Genomic DNA, 19,154 nt, shown 5'->3' on the forward strand with positions numbered 1-19,154 from the left:
TCGAAACCAAAATCAATCATATTGCGCTTGTTTAGGTATGTACGGTTTTTTTGTATTTTGGTAATATGAGAATACCCATAGGCATTATCTCTTGTATTGTTGTTAGTTTCTGCGGAATGACGTCTTGCTCTCAAAGGGAGTCCCCCGAAGCTCGTCCAAATATCATTTTCATTATGGCAGACGATTTGGGTTATGGAGACTTAAGCAGTTATGGACGAACCGAATATACCACACCCCATATTGATGGGCTTATCAAAGGCGGCATCAAATTTAACCAGGCCTATGCTGCTGCCCCGGTTTGTACGCCTACCCGGGTTGCTTTAATGACTGGCAAATACCCTGCAAGGAACGAAATAGGGCTGAAAGAGCCTTTAGATGAGTTCGAAGACAAACATCTCGGGTTGTCATCACACATACCTACCCTGAGCTCTATGATGAAAGCGGCCGGATATCGTACTGCTCTTTTCGGCAAATGGGATTTGGGATCCATACCCGAGGCATTACCCAATGCCCATGGTTTTGACTATTTTTATGGTATTACGGGGGGTGCTGCAGACTATATTGACCATCAGAGTATCAATGGCCTTCACCAGCTGTATGAAAATAACAGGCCAATTGAAGACGATGGTTATCTCACCGATCGTATTGCAGATCATACCATTGCATACATTGAAAAGAACCTTGATAAACCCTTTTTTATAAGTCTTCAATTCAACGCGCCCCATTGGCCCTGGCAGCAACCCGGAGATGGACCGCACCCTTTCGACAGCACGTGGCAAGGGTTTCAGGAAGGTGGCAGTCCTGATATCTTTGCCAATATGATGAGAAACCTGGATTGGAATGTGGGTAGAATACTAAAGACCTTAGATACCCACGGATTGTCGCATAATACGATTGTGATTTTCACGAGTGACAATGGCGGGGAGACCTATTCAGATATGGGAACTTTACGAGGTCAAAAATTAAGTCTTTATGAAGGGGGGATCAAAATTCCGGCCGGCCTGCGTTGGCCAGGCGTTGTGGATGAAGGACGTGTTAGTGAGCAACCCATTATAACAATGGACTGGACGGCAACAATTCTAAGAATAGGACAGGCCAATATACCGAAAGGTCTTAGATTAGATGGAATGGATTTAACAGATCATTTAAAGGGAAACAAGGAAATTAAGCCCCGTGAGTTCTACTGGAGATACGGATTACTGAATACCGAAGGCGAAGAAAATGCCTATCGCAAAGGGGACTGGAAATACCTTTCAAATTCAGAAGGTAAGTTTCTATTCAACCTTAAAGAGGATCCTTCTGAAAAGCAGGACCTAAAGCATTTGAAAAAAAATAAGTTCGATCAATTGAAAACCGCCTTTCAAGCACTTGACAAAAAGATGTTAGGCAGGGTGACAGTAAATGAAAAGACAACGACCAGAAATTAAATTGACGATATCCCAAGCAGTTTCAGTTTCAAGACAACTCAAGGAGGATTCTAATGCAAAAAGTAGCCTTCATATATTTTAAAGCAGTACCCTATGAAAAAAAGACATCTTAAGGCGCAGTGCGTTTTAGCAGCTTTACTGCTCATCTTTTGTTTTAACGGATGCCACTCCGGCAGGACGCAAAAACAGGGGCCTTTTATCAAAGGGGTCTATGGTAATCCCGGCAGCTTATTGAAGGCCGGCTATAACTTTGAGGCCCTGGGCGTCAATGCCCTGTTTGTGAGAAGTCATTCCCTGAATGATGCCCTGTACCGCACAGCACGCGAACAGGGCTGCCAGGTTTTCGTGGAGTTTCCGGTGCTTAATGGGCGTCAATTCCTGGAAAACCACAAGCAATGCCAGCCCATAGATGCTGAAGGGGAAGCCTCGGGTCCTGCCGACTGGTTTATGGGCATTTGCCCAACCTGTCCAGATTTCAAAGCCGATAGACAGCAGCATCTGAAAGACCTGCTCACCCGGTTCAAAGTCAATGGGGTTTTTTTAGACTATCTCCACTGGCACGCCCAATTCGAAACCCCTGACCCCATTCTACCGGAAACCTGTTTCTGTGCCCGCTGTACAGATATATTCTCAAAAACCTACCGTATTGAACTTCAAGGTGAAACGACTGCCGATGTTTCCAATTATATCTTGTCCTTTCACGACAGGGAATGGCGCGCGTGGCGCAGCAGCATTCTAACGGAATGGATAAGGGATCTGAAACACATTGTAAAGAGCAAACAGCCGGAATCTAAATTAGGACTGTTTTATTGCGCCTGGTATCCTGAGGAATATGATGCGGCCCTCCATCGCATTTTGGGTATCGCTATAGACGATTTCATCAACGTGGCAGATGTGCTGTCGCCCATGTTATTTCATCATATGACGGATCGACCTGTCCATTGGGTCAGTGACTATACGACCTGGCTGGATTCGGTATGCAATTTCACGCGACCTCATAACAAACCTGATATCTGGCCCATCGTTCAGGCCCATAACAGTCCCGGAACAGTCAGTCCGGAGGAATTTCGGGAAGTGATGCAGCAAGGCATGTCGCCGCCCTCCGGCGGGATTATGATGTTTTCGGACGTCTCCCTGCTGCAGGATCCGCGGAAAATAGAGGTTATGAAAGCATTATATAAAGTGGAGCCTAAATAATTCATTCAATTCAGTTAATAGAGTAACGTGTAGAAATCCATTGTACTTGCCATCGTAAACCCCCTTTTGCTCGACAAACCATTACACCTTTTTAAGGAAGATAAGGTTTGGCGATAGTCGGCTTTTTCATATATTGTTCATCCAATTCCTTTCAAATGATGCAATACTTTCGGTTAACCCGTGCCCGCAACCTGTTCTTATTACTTGCAGTAGTATCCATAGCCTGCAACAAGGCAAAACATGAGCATCATGAGGTGGAGAAAGCACAAGGGTTTAAATCCATATTCGACGGGAAGACATTGAATGGCTGGGAAGGGGATCCTGCTTTTTGGCGTGTCGAGAATGGCATCCTGATCGGTGAAATTGTACCGGAACGGATACCTCAGCATAATTCCTTCATTATTTGGCAAGGTGGCAGGCCCGGAGATTTTGAATTGCAGTTTGAATACCGCATCAACCCTGAGGGAAATAGCGGTATAAACTACCGCAGTGTCCGTATCGATACCCTGCCCTATGCCTTATCCGGCTACCAGTTTGATATCGATGGACAAAACCATTATACCGGTCAGAATTATGAGGAGAAGAAGCGAACGACACTGGCCTATCATGGACAGAAAGTCCTTGTACATTCAGCACCGGATTCCCTCAGGTCAGAACCCTTACATGCGAATATCAAGGGAAATGCCTGGCAGAGTATTGAGCTAACAGGCTTATTAGGAGATCCGGATTATCTTAATACCTTTATTAAACACAAGGATTGGAACACGGGCCATTTGATTGTAATGGGCCATCGGATGCAACACTATGTCAATGGTGTTTTAATGTCTGAGGTTACGGACAATGATGTCATTAACCGGACTCTTGACGGCTGGATCGGTGTTCAGGTTCATACCGGTCGGCCTATGAAGATTGAGCTTAGAAACATACGATTGAAGGAAACAGCAATGGACTGATGTCGCCGTGCCCTTCGCGTAGACTAAACATAAACGATAGGTCCAAATGTGCCATGAAGGCAGAAGGACACATTGATCAACTTAAATATTGAAACAGATATGAAACGCAAACTGCTCTTATTCTTATTGCTATTCCAGTGCGCATTCGCCTTCGCCGCCCGGTTGGATACCCTTACCGTGCAGAGCGCAGCCATGAACAAGTCGATTCCGAACCTGGTGATACTTCCGGAAAATTATGGCGCTCAGGACCAAAGTTTTTCCGTATTGTATTTGCTGCATGGCGCCACGGGGAATTACGGTTCATGGCTTAATGACTGCCCAAACTTAGTGGATTTTGCCGATAGCTATAACTTGATTATCGTATGCCCGGATGGGGGGTATACGAGTTGGTATTTCGATAGCCCTGTAGACCCAACCTATCGATACGAAACCTATGTTTCTAAAGAACTGGTGACGGCTGTGGATGCTGCTTATAATACCATACCAAACAAATCCCGTCGTGCCATTGCCGGCCTCAGTATGGGGGGACATGGTGCATTGTATCTTGCATTTAAACACCAGGATACCTGGGGGGCAGCGGGAAGTATGTGCGGTGGGGTCGATTTTCGTCCATTCCCTAATAACTGGGATCTGGACAAACGATTGGGTGCCTATTCCGAATACCCCGAAAACTGGGAGAAACACACGGTGATCAATATGGTGCATTTGCTGAATGGGAAGGACTTGAAGCTGATAATTGATTGTGGTACGGAAGATTTCTTTTACGATGGGAACAGACGATTGCATGAGATCCTCTTAGAAAGGCGGATCCCGCATGATTATATTGAACGTCCCGGACGGCATAATTCGGATTACTGGTGCAATGCCCTAACCTATCAGCTCCTGTTTTTCAATACCTTTTTTGAGTCGAAATAAGTTCAATGAAGGGCCTGCTTTTTTAAGTCAGCCACAGATATTATAATCAGGTGAATGACAATGAATAAGGGTAATCGCTTAATTTAATCCAATCCTTGAAAACATAACCCGGCGTTTGGATAAAAAGACAATAACCAAAAATTAACATAAGATGTTCAAGTGTTTACATAATAGTCCAGCTCCCAGGAAATGGATGGCGCGTTGCGCCTACCCGAGGTATACGGGTTCCTTTGCCATCCGCTTTATCCTCCTATTTACCCTAATAACAGGATGCAGGTCCCCGCATTCGGAATACGACAAAATGGTTGAATTCGGGCAGCAGTATACGGAGGCCTGGAATAGCAAACAACCGGAAAAGATGGCCTCATTCTATGCTGAGGACGGCATGCTTACCGTAAATAACGGAAGCCCGGCAGTGGGAAGACAAGAGCTGGCAGAAACGGCCCGATCCTATATGGAGGCCTTTCCGGACATGGCATTGACCATGGACAGTTTAACTGTATATAAGGACTCCTACAGATATTACTGGACCTTTAAAGGGACCAACACCGGTCCCGGTGGTACTGGAAATTCAGTTGATTTCAGCGGGTTCGAAGAATGGACGATGAACGATGAAGGGCTTGTCCAAAAGTCAATTGGCACCTATGATGCGGAGGACTACAAAAGGCAGCTGGAAGGCTTGTAATAAATACACTTCGTAGTTATGGGACTGCATATGATCCCTAATCCCCTTCAACAATTTCTGTTCACTGCACTACAGTTCCGTTAGTCGTTTACCAAAGGCGGTCACCCGGTCCCAGTTGGTATATTCTATTTGAACACTGGGGTCTGTCGGTCCCTTGGTCATCCACATAATGAACCGGATCATGGTTCTATCGAAAAAGCCGTATTTCTTATAGTCCAGTTTCCCGGCGAATACCTCTACCACGGTCGGTTTCCAATCTATGGTCTTGAAAAATTTGATGACATAGGGGTTGGTGTCCGGTGCATTCTTCTCCGGTTTGCGCGCCACGAGGTTGACGGAAAAGAAAGCCGTTTTCATGGCATCCAGCTGTGTCTTATGATGGTTAATGAAATCGATGACGCTCTTATTATGCACGCCATACCGGATGCTGGCGCCAATAACCAGTTTGTCATATTTGGTGATATCTTTATCAAAATCGTCTATAGCCTGCAGATCAAGGTCCTGATCGTGCTGCTTGAATACCTCTTTGAGCTGATTACAAATTTTAAGCGTTTGTCCATCTACCGATGAATATAACATTAGGGTTTTTTGTTTCATTTGGTTATGCGCATTTAAGGGTTTTTGCCTTAAGGCCTGCAATCTGAATTCAAAATTACAATTTGGATTGTTTTAAAAACAGAACATTTGTTCTGTTTTTTTAAAATATTAAACGGTAACCTATAGGAAATAACATGACATATGTCATAAAAAATTAGGATTAAAGATTCTAATTTAGTTCGAATTAATATCACAACACTATGAAAAATAGATTTTTTATTATCGCATTACTACTCATAGGCAGCTATGTCATGCTTTCAATGACCCTTAAAATATCGAATGATCAGGATCCATGGGAGGTTCCTGCTAAATTTGAAAAGATGGAAAATCCCTATGCTTCCGACGCGGATGCGGATAAAATTGGCCGTACCTTATATTCCAAGCACTGTAAATCATGTCATGGATCCAAAGGACTCGGCGACGGTCCCAAAGCTGACGGTTTAGATACCTCCTGCGGGGATTTTACCAGCGATGCTTTCAAAGCGCAATCTGATGGCTCTCTTTACTACAAAATGATTATTGGAAGGGATGACATGCCAGGTTTTGAGAAAAAAATTCCGGATGAACAGGATCGTTGGCTCATCGTTAACTATTTAAGAAGTCTTTAGTTTATCCTCTATTTGAAGTTATCTTTAAATACCTATGAACGAAGCAAATCAGATCTGTAACTATTAATTAGAATTACTATTTATGGATAAAATCTTACGCTATATAAGTATCTCACATATAACAGCCAGCGTTACCCAAAGATCCCATTATCAATTCTCAAACGAACAAAAAATTGGATTATTAAATATCATAAGAAAAGAATTTACTGATATCTCAGGATTGATGCTGCTGGCCACCTGCAACAGGACGGAGCTCTATTTTGAATCCCTTACGACCTCTGCATCCGTAATGCGGAACTTCTTATTATCCTTCAGAGGCCACCAGAGTTCAGGGATAGACGACCAGCTATTTTGTTTAAGTGATGACACGCAAAGCACTGTCAATCACCTGTTACAAGTGGCATCAGGTCTGGAATCGTCCGTGTTAGGCGATGCCGAGATCATTCATCAGATTAAAAAGGCCCATCAGTTTACCATAGCCCATCGTTTACAGGGTTCCTTGCTGGAGCGGGCATTACAGTCGACCTTCAGGTGTCATAAACGCATCAGTAACGAAACCCACTTCAGAGATGGGACGACCTCTTTGGCCTACAAATCGTTAAAACTGATCAAAGAGTCCTTCGACCGGGACCAACTTGAGCATGTTAAAATCCTTTTTGTGGGTGCCGGCGATATTGTGAAACAATTGTTCAAGTACAATTCGAAGTTCAACTTCAAAAACATTTATGTTACGAATCGCACGGAACAACGAGCTAAGGACCTGGCCGAGGTCTACCATGCCGGGGTATTTGGCTGGAACCGGCTTCAGGACAATGCCCTGGAGGATTTTGATGTCATAATCGGGGCCGTAAGCCATTCTGAGAATCTTATCAGAAGGATACCCCAGGGCAGACAAAAGGTGATGCTTATCGATTTATCCGTACAGGGTTGTATTGACAGGGTTTTGGCTAATCAAGATCACATCCGATATTATGATCTGGATGCCATATCCGAAGATCTGAATGAGGCAAAGGAACAGCGTATTTCCGCCATAGAAGAGGTGAATCGAATTATTGCCCACGAACTATCCGAGTACTGTGATTGGCTGCATGAAGCGCCGCTGAGGAAATTACTGGCGGAATATAAAATAAAGGTAGCTAAAAAGGTAAACACCTATTTCGCAGATATAGACGAAAAGGAAAAAATAACAGCCGTCACCAACGAGGTGATGCGCAAACTCATGAGCAAACCAAAGGCGTTCCTATCGCCATCAAAAATGGACATGGTAATTTCCGAACAGGTTGCTAAATATATGGATTGAAAGTGTAATTTGATCTTTTGACTAACTCGACAAAGGCGATCCCGATTATAGGGTCGCCTTTTTTATGGTCGATAAACATCTTTTTATATTTAAAAGGCAACCGTTGCCCAGGTTGACGGATCTGCAATCGAAGCATTCTCAGGCCAGTAGGCCTGTTCTTCCAAAGGATTACTAATCTTGAAGGCCATTCTTATTTGTAGGCCTTTTGCAGGATTTATGTTCAGTTTAGAGAAGCTGATCCTGAATTCCATATTGTTGTTCCCGTTGCTAAAGGGGAAGGTATTGGCGGCCCAACCTACAGGTTCTGATGTACAATCCTCCCAGAAATAATAGAGCCCCACTGCAGAACAGTTGCTGTACGAGGAATGAAACCAATAGCAATTCGCATTCCAACTGGTGTCCTTAATTTTGGTGCCGATAAGGACCTCCGCATTATGGTTAATCCCGTCGGAGTTGGTCAGATTGGTAAAGGCCACACAGAGGTGCTCCCTGTTGTATTTGATCAGGACGCGTACTTCATGGTCTCCATCTTTTTTTAACGTGAGTTCCCGGGCATCCGACCATTCGTTCTTATCCAATGCGCCATTGATCATCATCTTAACCACAGGGCTTTCCAAAAGTTTCAGGGCATCCTCCTGTGCATGGGTCTGAACACAGAACCCCGATAGAATGAACCACACGAATAAAGCCCTCATAAAAATAAATTCGGGACACTGCCCTTTTTTTATATTATTAAAAACAACTCCTCTTTATGGCTGCAATTTATAATAATTCCACAAGCTGTAATATGACAATTATCACCATTTTACTAAGCACAATAGCTTAAATTTGTTGAGATGCCACCCTTACATCCTGCCGTGATGCAGGTTTAGGGTTTGACTTAAACTGTGATGACATTCATTACCAGAAATAGGCGTATTCTAATGATGGGGTTGATGCTGTTTTGTGTGAACAGTGTTCCATCCCAGGACACGACCTATGTCGATGTACTGGATTTAATAGAATCTAAAGGGGTCCAATGGGTCAATCAGATTCCACCGCTGAAAGAAGATACCAAAGCCACAAGAAAAGGCTGGTTTAAACGTTTGCTCCTTGGAAAAAGTGATGTCATGACACTGCAAAAACCTGTCCAGGTGATTGGTTTTGACGATGCGGAATGCGTCGTCTTCGATCAGGGTAATGGTACCCTCTTTATTGCTAAAGAGAACCAAATTGAAGTCCCAAAATTTCTGCGAAAGGCGAACAGCTATTATCCCTCACTGGTCGGTGCCTGTCGGTTACCGGACCAACGGATCTTGTTCACCGATTCCAAACTCAATAAAATCTTTGTCCTTTCAGCAGACCGGAGGCAGGTTTCAGAACTTAATGTTGAGCTGGAGCTAACTCAGCCTACGGGTATTGCCTTTAACGAAATCAACAGTCAGATTTGGGTCGTGGAAACGGGAAACCACCAGATAAAAATTTTTGATCAAAATGGTTTAGCAGTAAAAACCATTGGTGATCGGGGTACCGGCAAGGGCCAATTTAATTATCCAACCTCCTTGTGGATCGATAACAATGGCCATGCCTATGTGGTGGATGCGCTTAATTACCGCATTCAAATTTTTGATGCCGAGGGTCAATTTATCTCCATGTTTGGTGAAAATGGGAATGGTACCGGGTATTTTGCGAGTCTAAAAGGCATCGCTACGGATAGTTACGGACACATCTATGTGGTGGATGCCCTGTTTCATACGGTGCAGATTTTTGATATCAACGGTAATTATTTATACCAGTTTGGTACACAGGGTAGCCGTACTGAAGAATTTTGGATGCCATCCGGCATTTTTATTGATGACCGGGACTTTATTTATATAGCCGACAGTTATAACTCACGGATACAAGTATTTGAATTGAATTATTCACAATGAAGCAGCTGGTAATATTCATATTAATTTTTATGCTAATCCCTGTTAACAAGGTTGTGGGGCAGGGTATTTCTCAATCCAGGCACAATCTATCCGCTTCAGGCAAAGGAGTGGTAAAAACCATGGACGATTCAAGAGTTTGTATCTTCTGCCATACAAGCCATAGCAGTAACCCTAAAGCACCGTTGTGGAATCGTGGACGGTCTGGAGCAATCTACACCTTATACAATAGCTCTACTTTAGATGCAAAACCGGGTCAGCCAGACGGAACATCCATCTTATGCCTGTCCTGTCATGACGGTACCGTGGCCCTGGGCAACACCTATAAAAACCCTAATAGCATGTCCTTTGCCCATAGCATGACACAACGGGGAAACCTGGGTACCGATCTGTCTGACGACCATCCCATATCATTTATCTATGATGCTGCTTTAGCGACAACCGATGGTGAACTTAAAGACCCCTTTACTCTTGAGACTCATGTATTAGACTATAATGGAAAATTGCAGTGTACGTCCTGCCATGATTCCCATAAAGATCTGGAAGGGAATTTTTTAAAGCGCAGCAACGAGTTTTCCGAATTGTGCTTTACTTGTCATGATGTCAATTATTGGGACAATAGCAGTCATAATACAGCATTAAATACATGGAATGGAACTGCACCCAACCCATGGTCTCATTTGGACTCCCCTTTCAACACGGTGTCACAAAATAGCTGTTCCAACTGTCATGATACCCATAATGCAGCCGGAAAAGAGCGTTTATTAAAGCGGGTAGCCGAAGAAGATAACTGCCTGGATTGCCATAACGGAAATACATCAGATAAAGATATACAAGCCGAATTTCTGAAACCTTTCAGACATGATGTCTATGCCTACACGGGCATTCACGACCCTATGGAATCTAATTTTTATAAGACGAAACACATAGAGTGTGCAGATTGTCACAATGCACATGCCACAAACTCGAACGAGTCAGAGGCGCCTTTGGTAAAAGGAGCTAATCTCGGTGTCAAAGGGATAAGCAGGTCCGGTATGGAGGTAAATCCTGCCCTGAACGAATATGAAATCTGTTTTAAATGTCATAGCGATAATCCAGTTACAACTGAATATACCACACGATATCTAGGGACTTCTAATACAAGAATCGATTTTAACCCCAACAACATCTCAATGCACCCTGTTATTGAGAAAGGTAAAAACCTTAACCCAAGAGGATTGATCCTTCCTTATAATGCAATCAGTCAAATTTACTGTTCCTCTTGCCATGCCAGTAATGGTGAAAATGCTAGCAAAGGACCCCATGGTTCTATTTATCCCAGAATTTTAAAAGCCAATTATAATTTAGATAAAACACCATCACTTGGAAAAGCATGGCCAGCATTATTAGAAAGTAATTTCACACTTTGTTTTGAATGTCATAATATTAATATCGTAACAGATATTCATGCTCAAATAAGTGAAGGGCATTTTATGGAGATCATTGGTTGCAATACCTGCCATGACCCTCACGGTTATGAAGGCGGTACATTATCTGAAAATGGCTATGGCATCAATTTCGACCGTAGCGTCATCCAGCCCAACCCCATCAATGGCCGTATGATCGATCTCGATCAGAAAAAATGTTTTATGACCTGTCATGATCCCCGCGGAGTGATCAATTATACCCATAGCGCCGAGGGTTCTGATTATTAGAGGATTCGACTCAGAAATGGCACCGTAACCCCTTGAGAAGGATCAGCACACGAGAGCGTCAAAAATGGTCTTATATCGCGTTAGACCCACCTTTGAGACAAGTAGCAAAATAGACGCAATACAAGCGTATGCCTAAAGATACTATATTGTATCATATTCCAATGTCTAAAAGTTTGTATATAAACCGTTTAAGCATTGAGGTATGGTATTCAAATTTTCGCAGAATTCAGTGGTTGTCTAGAAGAATTGGTGGTTTTTTATGCTTATTTAAATATATTCTAAATAATGTAATCTAATGATAATCAATATATTACACTATTATTAAAAATAGTGATTTTTTGACTAAAAAAATATGTCGCTCGAAGGTTTTGATTATTGTCTGTAAGTTCTTCATTTTCTATGCTTTACAAGGCTTATTATAAAAATAATATTAAAAGTGTCGAAGGCGGTAAAACATGACTTTTGTCATGATTTTTTGTTGGTATCCTAGTTATATTAATTAGAATTAATTAACAATCTTTTAATACATAAATGTATATATACAAAACTTAAATTTAAGTACTATGAGAACAACAAAATCTTTATTATTAACTCTGGCACTTGCATTGTTCGCGACAGTCGCATTTGCTCAAATTACAGGAACATTGCATGACTTTAGTGGAGCTGCATGGAATGATGCTTCTAGTGGTGAGATTTGTAATGCCTGCCACTCACCTCACCAGGGCGATGTAACTGCTGTTGTACCATTATGGAGCAGAGCTACTACAGCTGGTGCATTTGCTGCGTACACATCACCTACTTTTAATGCGGATGATACAGGTACAGATACTGATGGTACAGGAGCTGCTTATACAGCAACACCTTCTGGAGTATCTTTATTGTGTTTAACCTGCCATGATGGCGTATCAAAATTGGATTACACTGGTGTAGCTACAACTACAATGACTGATATAGCAGCCTGGGCAGTTAGAAATGGTGGAGCTGATGAGCATCCAATTTCTATTGACTATAATGCTAACTTAATATCAGCTGATGGTGGACTTCATACCGTCGCTACAGCCAGTGAGAGATTAAGCGCACAAGGTACCGTAGAATGTTCTTCGTGCCACGATGTACATAATTCAGCTAACATTGATGGTGGTTCTAAATTATTGGCAGCCAGTAACGCAGGTAGTGATATGTGCTTAACTTGTCATATCAAATAATAAAAATTTTTTATACTGAAAAAGGGCGATATTAAATCGCCCTTTTTTTATGAATAAATCGACGCATAATCATGATGTTTGTCATAGTTTAAGCTATACAGGAATTGTAATTTTATCTGTATTCAAAGCATATATAATACATCAAATTAAAAAGATATGAAATCTTTTTTTACATCATTGGGGTTAGTCATAATTACTATTCTTGCGTTAAATTCCTGCTCTCCTAAAATTGCAGCCAACATAAAACCAAAAGTATATTATCCTGAAATAGCAGATTCTGCCAAAGTACAATTTTTAACCTATTTCAGTAATTCGTTAAGCATAGAAAACAAACAATCAAAATTCAGTAAGGCCATTATTGGTGATGCATTACCACTTAGCATAAAAAAAGCATATGGTGTGGAATTTTTCGACAATAAAATTTATGTTAGCGATATTGGTATAAAAGGGATGGACATCATTGATCTTGAAAGCAGCAGGTTCAAATATTTTGTACCCCAGGGGCTTGGTAAATTAAAAACTCCGGTAAACGCTTGTTTGGATGAAAATGGTACTCTCTACGTGGTTGATATCAGTGAGAAAAAAATAATGCTCTATGATAATAACTCCAATTATTTAGGGCAGTTTGGCAAAAAAGAGAACATCGCTCCTTCAGATATAGCAGTGAATGGTGACAAACTATGGGTTTGCGATTCAAAGAACAACCGTATTAATGTGTATAATCGTAACACTCAAAAGTTCTTATATTATTTACCTAAAGCCGAAGAGGGAGATGATCATTGGCTTTATATGCCAACTAACATTCATGTCTCAGAAGACAAGATATATGTGAGCGATATGGGATCGGGGAATGTAAAAATATTTTCTCATAAAGGGGAATACATTCAGAGTATCGGGTCTTTTGGTACGAATATGGGCCAATTTATACGCCCCAAAGGTGTTGCTGTTGATAACGAGGGCAATATATATGTCGTTGATGCCAGTTTTCACAATGTTCAAATATTCAACGAAGAGGGAGAATTACTATTATTTTTTGGAGGTCCAACAGGAGATTTAGGAGGTATGTATTTACCAACAAGTATCGCTATAGATTATAATGTGAGCAAGTTTATTCAATATGTTGATCCCAATTACGATTTAAAATATTTAATTTTTGTAATCAACCAATTTGGCCCTCATAAATTAAATGTTTACGGTCGTGTAGAATTAAAAAAGGAGATTTAAATTCTACTAAAATTTGCATTTAAAAATTACATGTGTTTAAAAGGGCATTTAAATATTACCAATCTTTTTTTCTTTTAATGTTAATTGTATATGCCTGTTCTCCAACTTCGGCATATAGAATAAGATCTTTTTTGTTTGATGGAGTACCAGATCCCAATGAGGTTATTGTAGTTAATATTGATAGTACAAATAATTCCATTGATAGTACTGAAAATAATATTAGATTAACAAAACCTGATTTTTATAAACATCCACCTTATGCAAAAAAGGAGTGCAGTAGCTGTCATGATAGAGGTGCAATGGGGAAACCAAAATTAGACCTTCCAGAACTTTGTTACCAATGTCATGAACCTATAGAAAGACAATATCCGGCATTGCATGGCCCAGTGTCTTCGGGCCAATGCACCATGTGCCATAGTCCACATCAATCAAAATTTGAAAACCTATTGGTTATTGAAGGACGGAATTTGTGTTTAAATTGTCATGAAGAAGAATCCATCACAGGTAAGGGCATACATTTAAATATTACCGAAGAAAGTTGTACCAAATGCCATAACCCGCATGGGGGACATGATAAATTTATATTGCAAAAAGAAACATGTTTTAATTGTCATGAGAATAAAAAACCTGTTAATGAGTATCAGTTTGTTCATGGCCCAGTTGCTGCTGGAGAGTGCAATCTCTGTCATTCAAATCATGATTCGTCATCGGAGAATTTACTCATTATACAAGGAAATAATCTATGCTTAAATTGCCATAAGACCTCTGATATTATTAAATCAGAACCCCACCTAGCTAACAAAAAGCAGATGTGTACACGTTGCCATGACCCTCATTTAAGCAATAATCAATACTTAACTCTTAACTTAAAAAAAGACTCATGAAAAAGTTAAGGATTGTAACTTGTTTTATATTGTTTTGTTGTGCTATGGTTTATTCTCAATATTATAAATTTGAGCCCTCCATATGGAAAATAACAGCTCTTTCGGGGGAAGTCAGGCTTTCAGGCAACTACAACTATGGAGATAACATCCTTAGTGGCGAAAATAACGAAGTGCAAAATTCAATGGTTTCTGGGGGGCTGTCATTATTTACTAGATCCTATATGTACCACCCCAATTTGCTAAGTCTTGACGTTTCAGGTGGCTATGAACCGCAAGTGGGTAAATTTCAGGAATTAGTAAGGCCTGATTATTCCATCAATAATAGCTCAAAATTTATAAGAGCTAATGCGCTCTTTTTTAAACGCTTAAACTATAATTTTAATGCCTTTTATAATAATTATGAAAACTATTCTAATAGAGAAAATTATATAAGTATAAAATCCGTAAGCGAAAACTATGGTGGTATTTTAAGTTTAAACAATAAGGTTGCCCCAGCATCGGTACGATATTCCAACACCAAACAGGACCAACTCGAATTACAATCCAAGAGAAATATTATAAGAGAAGAAGAAACTATTGAAGGTCGGGTGTCACGAAAATATGGTAAAAGGAGCGAAACAATCTTAAACTTGGAAAAAACTCTTTTCAAGAATAGTATATTGGATAGCACATTTCAATCTATCATAAAGAGCAATATCGATAACTATACTTTAGAAAACATCGTGCAGCTAACCAATAGAAGAGATGGAAATATGAGAACAAGAGTAAATTATTACGATTTTGAGACCCAAAACAGTAGTAGGAATTTATTTTCATTAAATAACAATCTTTTTTTGGAATTGCCTCATCAGTTGGACTTTAGATCAAATTTCATTTATACACAGCTAAATACAAATAATATAACGGAAAATAACCATCAAGTTAATGGTTCAATAAATCATAAATTATACGAAAGCCTAAATACAAACATAAATATTGATTTCAGAAATCAAAATCACTCATTTTTTAACCAGACCAATTGGAATTTTGGGTTTAATATCAACTACAACAAAAATATCCCTCTTAATAGTAAATTAAGGATAAATTATCAATACCGGAATTCTATTATTAATAGAAACGGAGAGATCTCGACTTTAAATGTGTTTGATGAATCTTATTACATTTCAGATGAACAGGTCAGTATTATTGAAAATTCAAATGTCAATATAGAAAGTATTGTCGTGAAGGATACGCAGGGAACAATAATCTATCAGGAAAACCTAGATTATATTCTAATTACTTTAGGTGATTTTATTGAGATAAAAAGAGTTCCAGGAGGATTGATACCGAATAACACTAGTGTTTTAATAGATTATACATTTATACAACCTGAAAATTTTGAACTCGTTAACAATTCCATGAATTTTAAAATAGCTCTTGAAATGTTAACTAATACTTTCCAATTATACTATAACTTTTCAAATAGAAAATACAAAGACCCAAAGGTTTTACAATATTTTAAGTTAGACTTTTTCAATCGACACGTTTATGGTGGTAAATTAGACTTTGGTTTTATTACCGGCGGCATCGAATATGATGATTTTGACAGTAATATTGTACCATTTAAATTATTGAATTATTATGCAAATTTAAATGGCAGATTTAAAAAAAGAACAAGATTTGACATGAGTTATCAAAGGTCTAATTATTTGATGATTGTTGAAGAAGGACGAACACAATTTTTTGATTTTTTATCTGGAAACATATCTTATTTCTTTAATAACAGTGCAAATTTAAACTTAAATATCACCTACAGAAGCCAGCAAGTCGATGACCTCGATTTAGGTTGGTTAACAGGAAGATTGGAGTATATAACCCGAATTAACAAATTAATACTAAAGACTAATCTTAATTATTTCAAAAGATCTTATAACAATTTAGACTCCAATTTTTTTGGAGGCAGCATTCAATTGTCGAGAAAATTTTAAAGCATAATAAAAATAAAAACAATCATCATGAAACCCTTGAACAACAAACCAAAACAGCACCACAATGAACTCCTATCGGCCTCAAAACTCATTTTGGCTGGTCTTTTATTGCTACTGGGTCTGTCTTTGCCGGCACAACATGTTACATCTAATAGTTGCACCGAGAACTGTCATAAGCGCACGGTCAAAAAGGACATTCTGCATGGCCCCACGGCCACGGACTGTACCATTTGTCATGAGCCCAATGGTAAGGCGCACCCTGTAGAAGATGTATCGGCCTTTACCTTTTTTGCCGAAGGGGCCGAACTCTGCTATTCCTGCCATACCGAGATCGCGGAGCAATTCAGCCTGAAATACGTTCATAAACCTGCCAAGAACGGGGAATGTTCTGAATGCCATGAAGTACATAGTTCCAACGATCCAAAACTGGTATTTACCCAGGCCCCGGATCTCTGCTTCTTCTGCCACAGCGATTTTGATGATAACAGGGCCACTGCAACATCAGTCCATACCGCCTCCTATACCGGTGAAGCCTGTCTGCAGTGCCATAGCCCTCATGCCTCCACCCAAAGACGGCTCCTGGTGGGTAATAACAGGGAACTGTGCCTGAGCTGTCATAACAAGATCATTAAGAAGGAGGATGGTGCCCTTCTTGCCAACATCGAAAAGCACCTGAGCGAAAGCACCCATGAGCACCGGGCACTGGGCAAGACCTGTACCGGCTGTCACAGCCCCCATATATCAGAACTGGAACTCTTATTAAAAGAGGCCTTTACCCTGGGTAATTATGTGGAAGGCATAGAGGATAATTTTGCCCTCTGTTTTCAATGCCATGATACCGACCTCTTGAACGTGGAGACCACCACCATAGGGACGGAGTTCCGACAGGGGGATCGCAATCTGCATTATGTGCATGTCAACAAGGTCAAAGGGCGCAATTGTACAAACTGTCATGATGTACACGCTGCCAATAACAGCAAACTGATAGCCGAAACGGTTAAATTCGGCCGCTGGGATATGCCACTAAATTATATTGAAAACGACAACGGGGGGACCTGTGCCACGGGCTGCCATAAAGAGCAGCACTATGCCAGGGAGTAAGACTGGGGAAATTAAACCTGTTTCATGCTATTGTGTTTGTAAAAAAGATCGGCTTTGAGCCGATTTTTTTTACAACCCATTTATAGTTAAAAGTTCGATGAAATGCATGTTTATTCAGATTAAATGCAAATTTATTTTTTTTTATTAGTTTTTTTTACCTATGTTTAACCTATTAATAACCCAACTGATATAGAACATTTTGAAATTCTATAAGGTTTTAAAACAAAAATTTAAGATGTAACAATAATATATAAAATGCCCCCTGTCTTATATATTAGCTAACCAAATGTTTCATGAAAAACCTACTTCTAATATGTGCTATTGCATATACAACCAATTCATTTTCCCAAAAATCAAATGACAGTAAATTATTAACAAAGCAAGGCCAACAAGAATTTTACTCCTTTAAGCCTTCAAAAAAGCTCTTGAATGAGGAGATATGGACCAGAGTTTCCAACACGCGATTTGAATGTAACTTTTTAAGATTGGCCGTAGAATATCAGGATTATGAGTACGTATTGTATGAAATGGATGAACCAAAAAGAGAGTTGAGCAGAGCTCCGGACTATAAAACAATTGGTGAAGAAATAGCAATGAACACCTTTAGAGTTACACCTTATTTAGGTTCAAACGCAACTGCATCCGTTAATGATTAAAAGAAGTACTGGAGTTATTACTTTAATACAGGTTTTTTACATAACCGTTTAAAGCAAAAAAGCACTGTTGTCTGGCAACAGTGCTTTTCAATTTGCTATTAATCCTGTCTTGGTTTTACTCCACGGGAACCACGTCTTCCATAATGACCTTATAGACGTAACCCGCACCAAAATTCTTGTCTACGGCAACAACCCCTTCAAACACCAGCACATCGCCTACCGACACTTTCTCCTGGCTGGTGACCATTAGATCGTAGTTACCGTCATAGGCCGTCCCATCCTGAAAATGGATCCAGTTCCTGCCCATGATATTACTCGTGAACTTGGTAACTTCGCCGACCACCTTGACGTGTTTACCGGCATATTGTGCAGCCTTTTCAAAGAGGCTGGCAATACGAATACCCCCTTCAACAGGCGCTATGTTCAGTTCCAATCTGTTTAAGGTAGCTTGCTTCTCAGGTGCCAGATCTTCCTTTGCCACATCGGGATCGACCATACCCTTATCCAAATCAATCGCATCGGCACTGGTGATGGACCCTAAAAAAAGCACCGAATCAAAGGTTCTCTTCAGTTCATTACTATGAAAATTGGGCATGGCCATACCGCCCTTATAATAATAGACCTCTCCTACACTCGCCTCCACCGTGGGGACCGCAATCCATCTCTTTTCACTCCCTTCCAAGACATGCAGGTAGGTATAGGAAGACACCTGGATGACCTCCTGAACGATGACCTTCTTTAATCCGCTTTCCGCGTGTGGGTCCTGTGCCAGGACATTTAAGCCCATTAGAAATACGATTAAAGTGTATACGGTTCTTACTATTTTCATCGTGT

Annotated in this window: 18 protein-coding genes; 15 read left to right on the top strand and 3 right to left on the bottom strand. The window is 40.4% G+C overall.

Going from position 1 to position 19,154, the window contains the following annotated elements; translation table 11 throughout:
- Nucleotides 1–116 precede the first annotated feature (116 nt).
- The 5 genes from MR041_RS11065 to MR041_RS11085 all read left to right on the top strand — a co-directional run bounded on the left by MR041_RS11065 (nucleotide 117) and on the right by MR041_RS11085 (nucleotide 5,177).
- Entirely contained in the window at nucleotides 117–1,427 is a 1,311-nt protein-coding gene (locus MR041_RS11065) for a sulfatase-like hydrolase/transferase (RefSeq protein WP_277926359.1), read from the top strand.
- A 93-nt stretch (nucleotides 1,428–1,520) separates the two neighbouring features.
- Nucleotides 1,521–2,624 carry a hypothetical protein gene (locus MR041_RS11070; RefSeq protein ID WP_242093888.1) on the top strand — a complete coding sequence of 368 codons (1,104 nt, stop codon included), beginning with the start codon at nucleotides 1,521–1,523 and terminating at the stop codon, nucleotides 2,622–2,624.
- A gap of 155 nt (nucleotides 2,625–2,779) precedes the next feature.
- A complete protein-coding gene (locus tag MR041_RS11075) occupies nucleotides 2,780–3,577 on the top strand; it encodes a 3-keto-disaccharide hydrolase (protein ID WP_242093890.1) in 798 nt (265 codons plus the stop codon).
- 99 nt (nucleotides 3,578–3,676) lie between these two features.
- On the top strand, nucleotides 3,677–4,492 hold the full coding sequence (locus MR041_RS11080; RefSeq protein ID WP_242093892.1) for an alpha/beta hydrolase: 816 nt from the start codon (nucleotides 3,677–3,679) through the stop codon (nucleotides 4,490–4,492).
- Nucleotides 4,493–4,643: 151 nt separating this feature from the next.
- Nucleotides 4,644–5,177: a YybH family protein gene (locus MR041_RS11085; RefSeq protein WP_242093894.1), complete on the top strand. Its 534-nt coding sequence runs from the start codon at nucleotides 4,644–4,646 to the stop codon at nucleotides 5,175–5,177.
- A 69-nt stretch (nucleotides 5,178–5,246) separates the two neighbouring features.
- Here MR041_RS11085 and hemG read toward each other — a convergent pair whose 3' ends face one another.
- Nucleotides 5,247–5,774, bottom strand: coding sequence for a menaquinone-dependent protoporphyrinogen IX dehydrogenase (hemG, locus tag MR041_RS11090; RefSeq protein WP_242093896.1), 528 nt, complete (start codon nucleotides 5,772–5,774; stop codon nucleotides 5,247–5,249).
- 200 nt (nucleotides 5,775–5,974) lie between these two features.
- Here hemG and MR041_RS11095 point away from each other — a divergent pair, with 200 nt between their 5' ends.
- Nucleotides 5,975–6,382: a c-type cytochrome gene (locus tag MR041_RS11095; RefSeq protein WP_242093898.1), complete on the top strand. Its 408-nt coding sequence runs from the start codon at nucleotides 5,975–5,977 to the stop codon at nucleotides 6,380–6,382.
- An 82-nt stretch (nucleotides 6,383–6,464) separates the two neighbouring features.
- Nucleotides 6,465–7,682, top strand: coding sequence for a glutamyl-tRNA reductase (locus MR041_RS11100; protein WP_242093899.1), 1,218 nt, complete (start codon nucleotides 6,465–6,467; stop codon nucleotides 7,680–7,682).
- Between the two features lie 89 nt (nucleotides 7,683–7,771).
- Here MR041_RS11100 and MR041_RS11105 read toward each other — a convergent pair whose 3' ends face one another.
- Entirely contained in the window at nucleotides 7,772–8,377 is a 606-nt protein-coding gene (locus MR041_RS11105; protein ID WP_242093901.1) for a hypothetical protein, read from the bottom strand.
- A gap of 195 nt (nucleotides 8,378–8,572) precedes the next feature.
- Here MR041_RS11105 and MR041_RS11110 point away from each other — a divergent pair, with 195 nt between their 5' ends.
- The 8 genes from MR041_RS11110 to MR041_RS11145 all read left to right on the top strand — a co-directional run bounded on the left by MR041_RS11110 (nucleotide 8,573) and on the right by MR041_RS11145 (nucleotide 18,320).
- Nucleotides 8,573–9,592 (top strand): 6-bladed beta-propeller, encoded by a 1,020-nt coding sequence (locus MR041_RS11110; RefSeq protein WP_242094080.1) that lies wholly within the window; start codon nucleotides 8,573–8,575, stop codon nucleotides 9,590–9,592.
- On the top strand, nucleotides 9,589–11,283 hold the full coding sequence (locus MR041_RS11115) for a cytochrome c3 family protein (protein ID WP_242093903.1): 1,695 nt from the start codon (nucleotides 9,589–9,591) through the stop codon (nucleotides 11,281–11,283). The genes MR041_RS11110 and MR041_RS11115 overlap by 4 nt, the downstream gene beginning before the upstream one ends.
- 563 nt (nucleotides 11,284–11,846) lie before the next feature.
- Nucleotides 11,847–12,488 carry a cytochrome c3 family protein gene (locus tag MR041_RS11120; RefSeq protein ID WP_242093905.1) on the top strand — a complete coding sequence of 214 codons (642 nt, stop codon included), beginning with the start codon at nucleotides 11,847–11,849 and terminating at the stop codon, nucleotides 12,486–12,488.
- Between the two features lie 156 nt (nucleotides 12,489–12,644).
- Entirely contained in the window at nucleotides 12,645–13,712 is a 1,068-nt protein-coding gene (locus MR041_RS11125; RefSeq protein ID WP_242093907.1) for a 6-bladed beta-propeller, read from the top strand.
- 32 nt (nucleotides 13,713–13,744) lie between these two features.
- Nucleotides 13,745–14,596, top strand: a complete 852-nt coding sequence (locus MR041_RS11130) for a cytochrome c3 family protein (RefSeq protein ID WP_242093909.1) — start codon at nucleotides 13,745–13,747, stop codon at nucleotides 14,594–14,596.
- Entirely contained in the window at nucleotides 14,593–16,563 is a 1,971-nt protein-coding gene (locus tag MR041_RS11135; RefSeq protein WP_242093911.1) for a hypothetical protein, read from the top strand. Before MR041_RS11130 ends, MR041_RS11135 begins: the two co-directional genes overlap by 4 nt.
- Before the next feature lie 27 nt (nucleotides 16,564–16,590).
- Nucleotides 16,591–17,664, top strand: a complete 1,074-nt coding sequence (locus tag MR041_RS11140; RefSeq protein ID WP_242093913.1) for a cytochrome c3 family protein — start codon at nucleotides 16,591–16,593, stop codon at nucleotides 17,662–17,664.
- Nucleotides 17,665–17,957: 293 nt separating this feature from the next.
- Entirely contained in the window at nucleotides 17,958–18,320 is a 363-nt protein-coding gene (locus MR041_RS11145; RefSeq protein WP_242093915.1) for a hypothetical protein, read from the top strand.
- Between the two features lie 115 nt (nucleotides 18,321–18,435).
- On the opposite strand, the gene MR041_RS11150 is transcribed toward MR041_RS11145, so the two are convergent.
- The gene (locus MR041_RS11150) at nucleotides 18,436–19,149 is read right to left on the bottom strand and encodes a hypothetical protein (protein ID WP_242093917.1); all 714 of its coding nucleotides are present in this window, start codon (nucleotides 19,147–19,149) and stop codon (nucleotides 18,436–18,438) included.
- Between the last annotated feature and the right edge of the window lie 5 nt (nucleotides 19,150–19,154).

It is taken from the genome of Aestuariivivens sediminicola, assembly GCF_022662015.1.
Taxonomy (GTDB): Bacteria; Bacteroidota; Bacteroidia; order Flavobacteriales; family Flavobacteriaceae; genus Aestuariivivens; species Aestuariivivens sediminicola.

Coding starts and splice junctions, on each gene's coding strand:
- MR041_RS11065 (WP_277926359.1), top strand. CDS start 117: ATGACGTCTTGCTCTCAAAGGGAGTCCCCCGAAGCTCGTCCAAATATC.
- MR041_RS11070 (WP_242093888.1), top strand. CDS start 1,521: ATGAAAAAAAGACATCTTAAGGCGCAGTGCGTTTTAGCAGCTTTACTG.
- MR041_RS11075 (WP_242093890.1), top strand. CDS start 2,780: ATGATGCAATACTTTCGGTTAACCCGTGCCCGCAACCTGTTCTTATTA.
- MR041_RS11080 (WP_242093892.1), top strand. CDS start 3,677: ATGAAACGCAAACTGCTCTTATTCTTATTGCTATTCCAGTGCGCATTC.
- MR041_RS11085 (WP_242093894.1), top strand. CDS start 4,644: ATGTTCAAGTGTTTACATAATAGTCCAGCTCCCAGGAAATGGATGGCG.
- hemG (WP_242093896.1), bottom strand. CDS start 5,774: ATGAAACAAAAAACCCTAATGTTATATTCATCGGTAGATGGACAAACG.
- MR041_RS11095 (WP_242093898.1), top strand. CDS start 5,975: ATGAAAAATAGATTTTTTATTATCGCATTACTACTCATAGGCAGCTAT.
- MR041_RS11100 (WP_242093899.1), top strand. CDS start 6,465: ATGGATAAAATCTTACGCTATATAAGTATCTCACATATAACAGCCAGC.
- MR041_RS11105 (WP_242093901.1), bottom strand. CDS start 8,377: ATGAGGGCTTTATTCGTGTGGTTCATTCTATCGGGGTTCTGTGTTCAG.
- MR041_RS11110 (WP_242094080.1), top strand. CDS start 8,573: ATGACATTCATTACCAGAAATAGGCGTATTCTAATGATGGGGTTGATG.
- MR041_RS11115 (WP_242093903.1), top strand. CDS start 9,589: ATGAAGCAGCTGGTAATATTCATATTAATTTTTATGCTAATCCCTGTT.
- MR041_RS11120 (WP_242093905.1), top strand. CDS start 11,847: ATGAGAACAACAAAATCTTTATTATTAACTCTGGCACTTGCATTGTTC.
- MR041_RS11125 (WP_242093907.1), top strand. CDS start 12,645: ATGAAATCTTTTTTTACATCATTGGGGTTAGTCATAATTACTATTCTT.
- MR041_RS11135 (WP_242093911.1), top strand. CDS start 14,593: ATGAAAAAGTTAAGGATTGTAACTTGTTTTATATTGTTTTGTTGTGCT.
- MR041_RS11140 (WP_242093913.1), top strand. CDS start 16,591: ATGAAACCCTTGAACAACAAACCAAAACAGCACCACAATGAACTCCTA.
- MR041_RS11145 (WP_242093915.1), top strand. CDS start 17,958: ATGAAAAACCTACTTCTAATATGTGCTATTGCATATACAACCAATTCA.
- MR041_RS11150 (WP_242093917.1), bottom strand. CDS start 19,149: ATGAAAATAGTAAGAACCGTATACACTTTAATCGTATTTCTAATGGGC.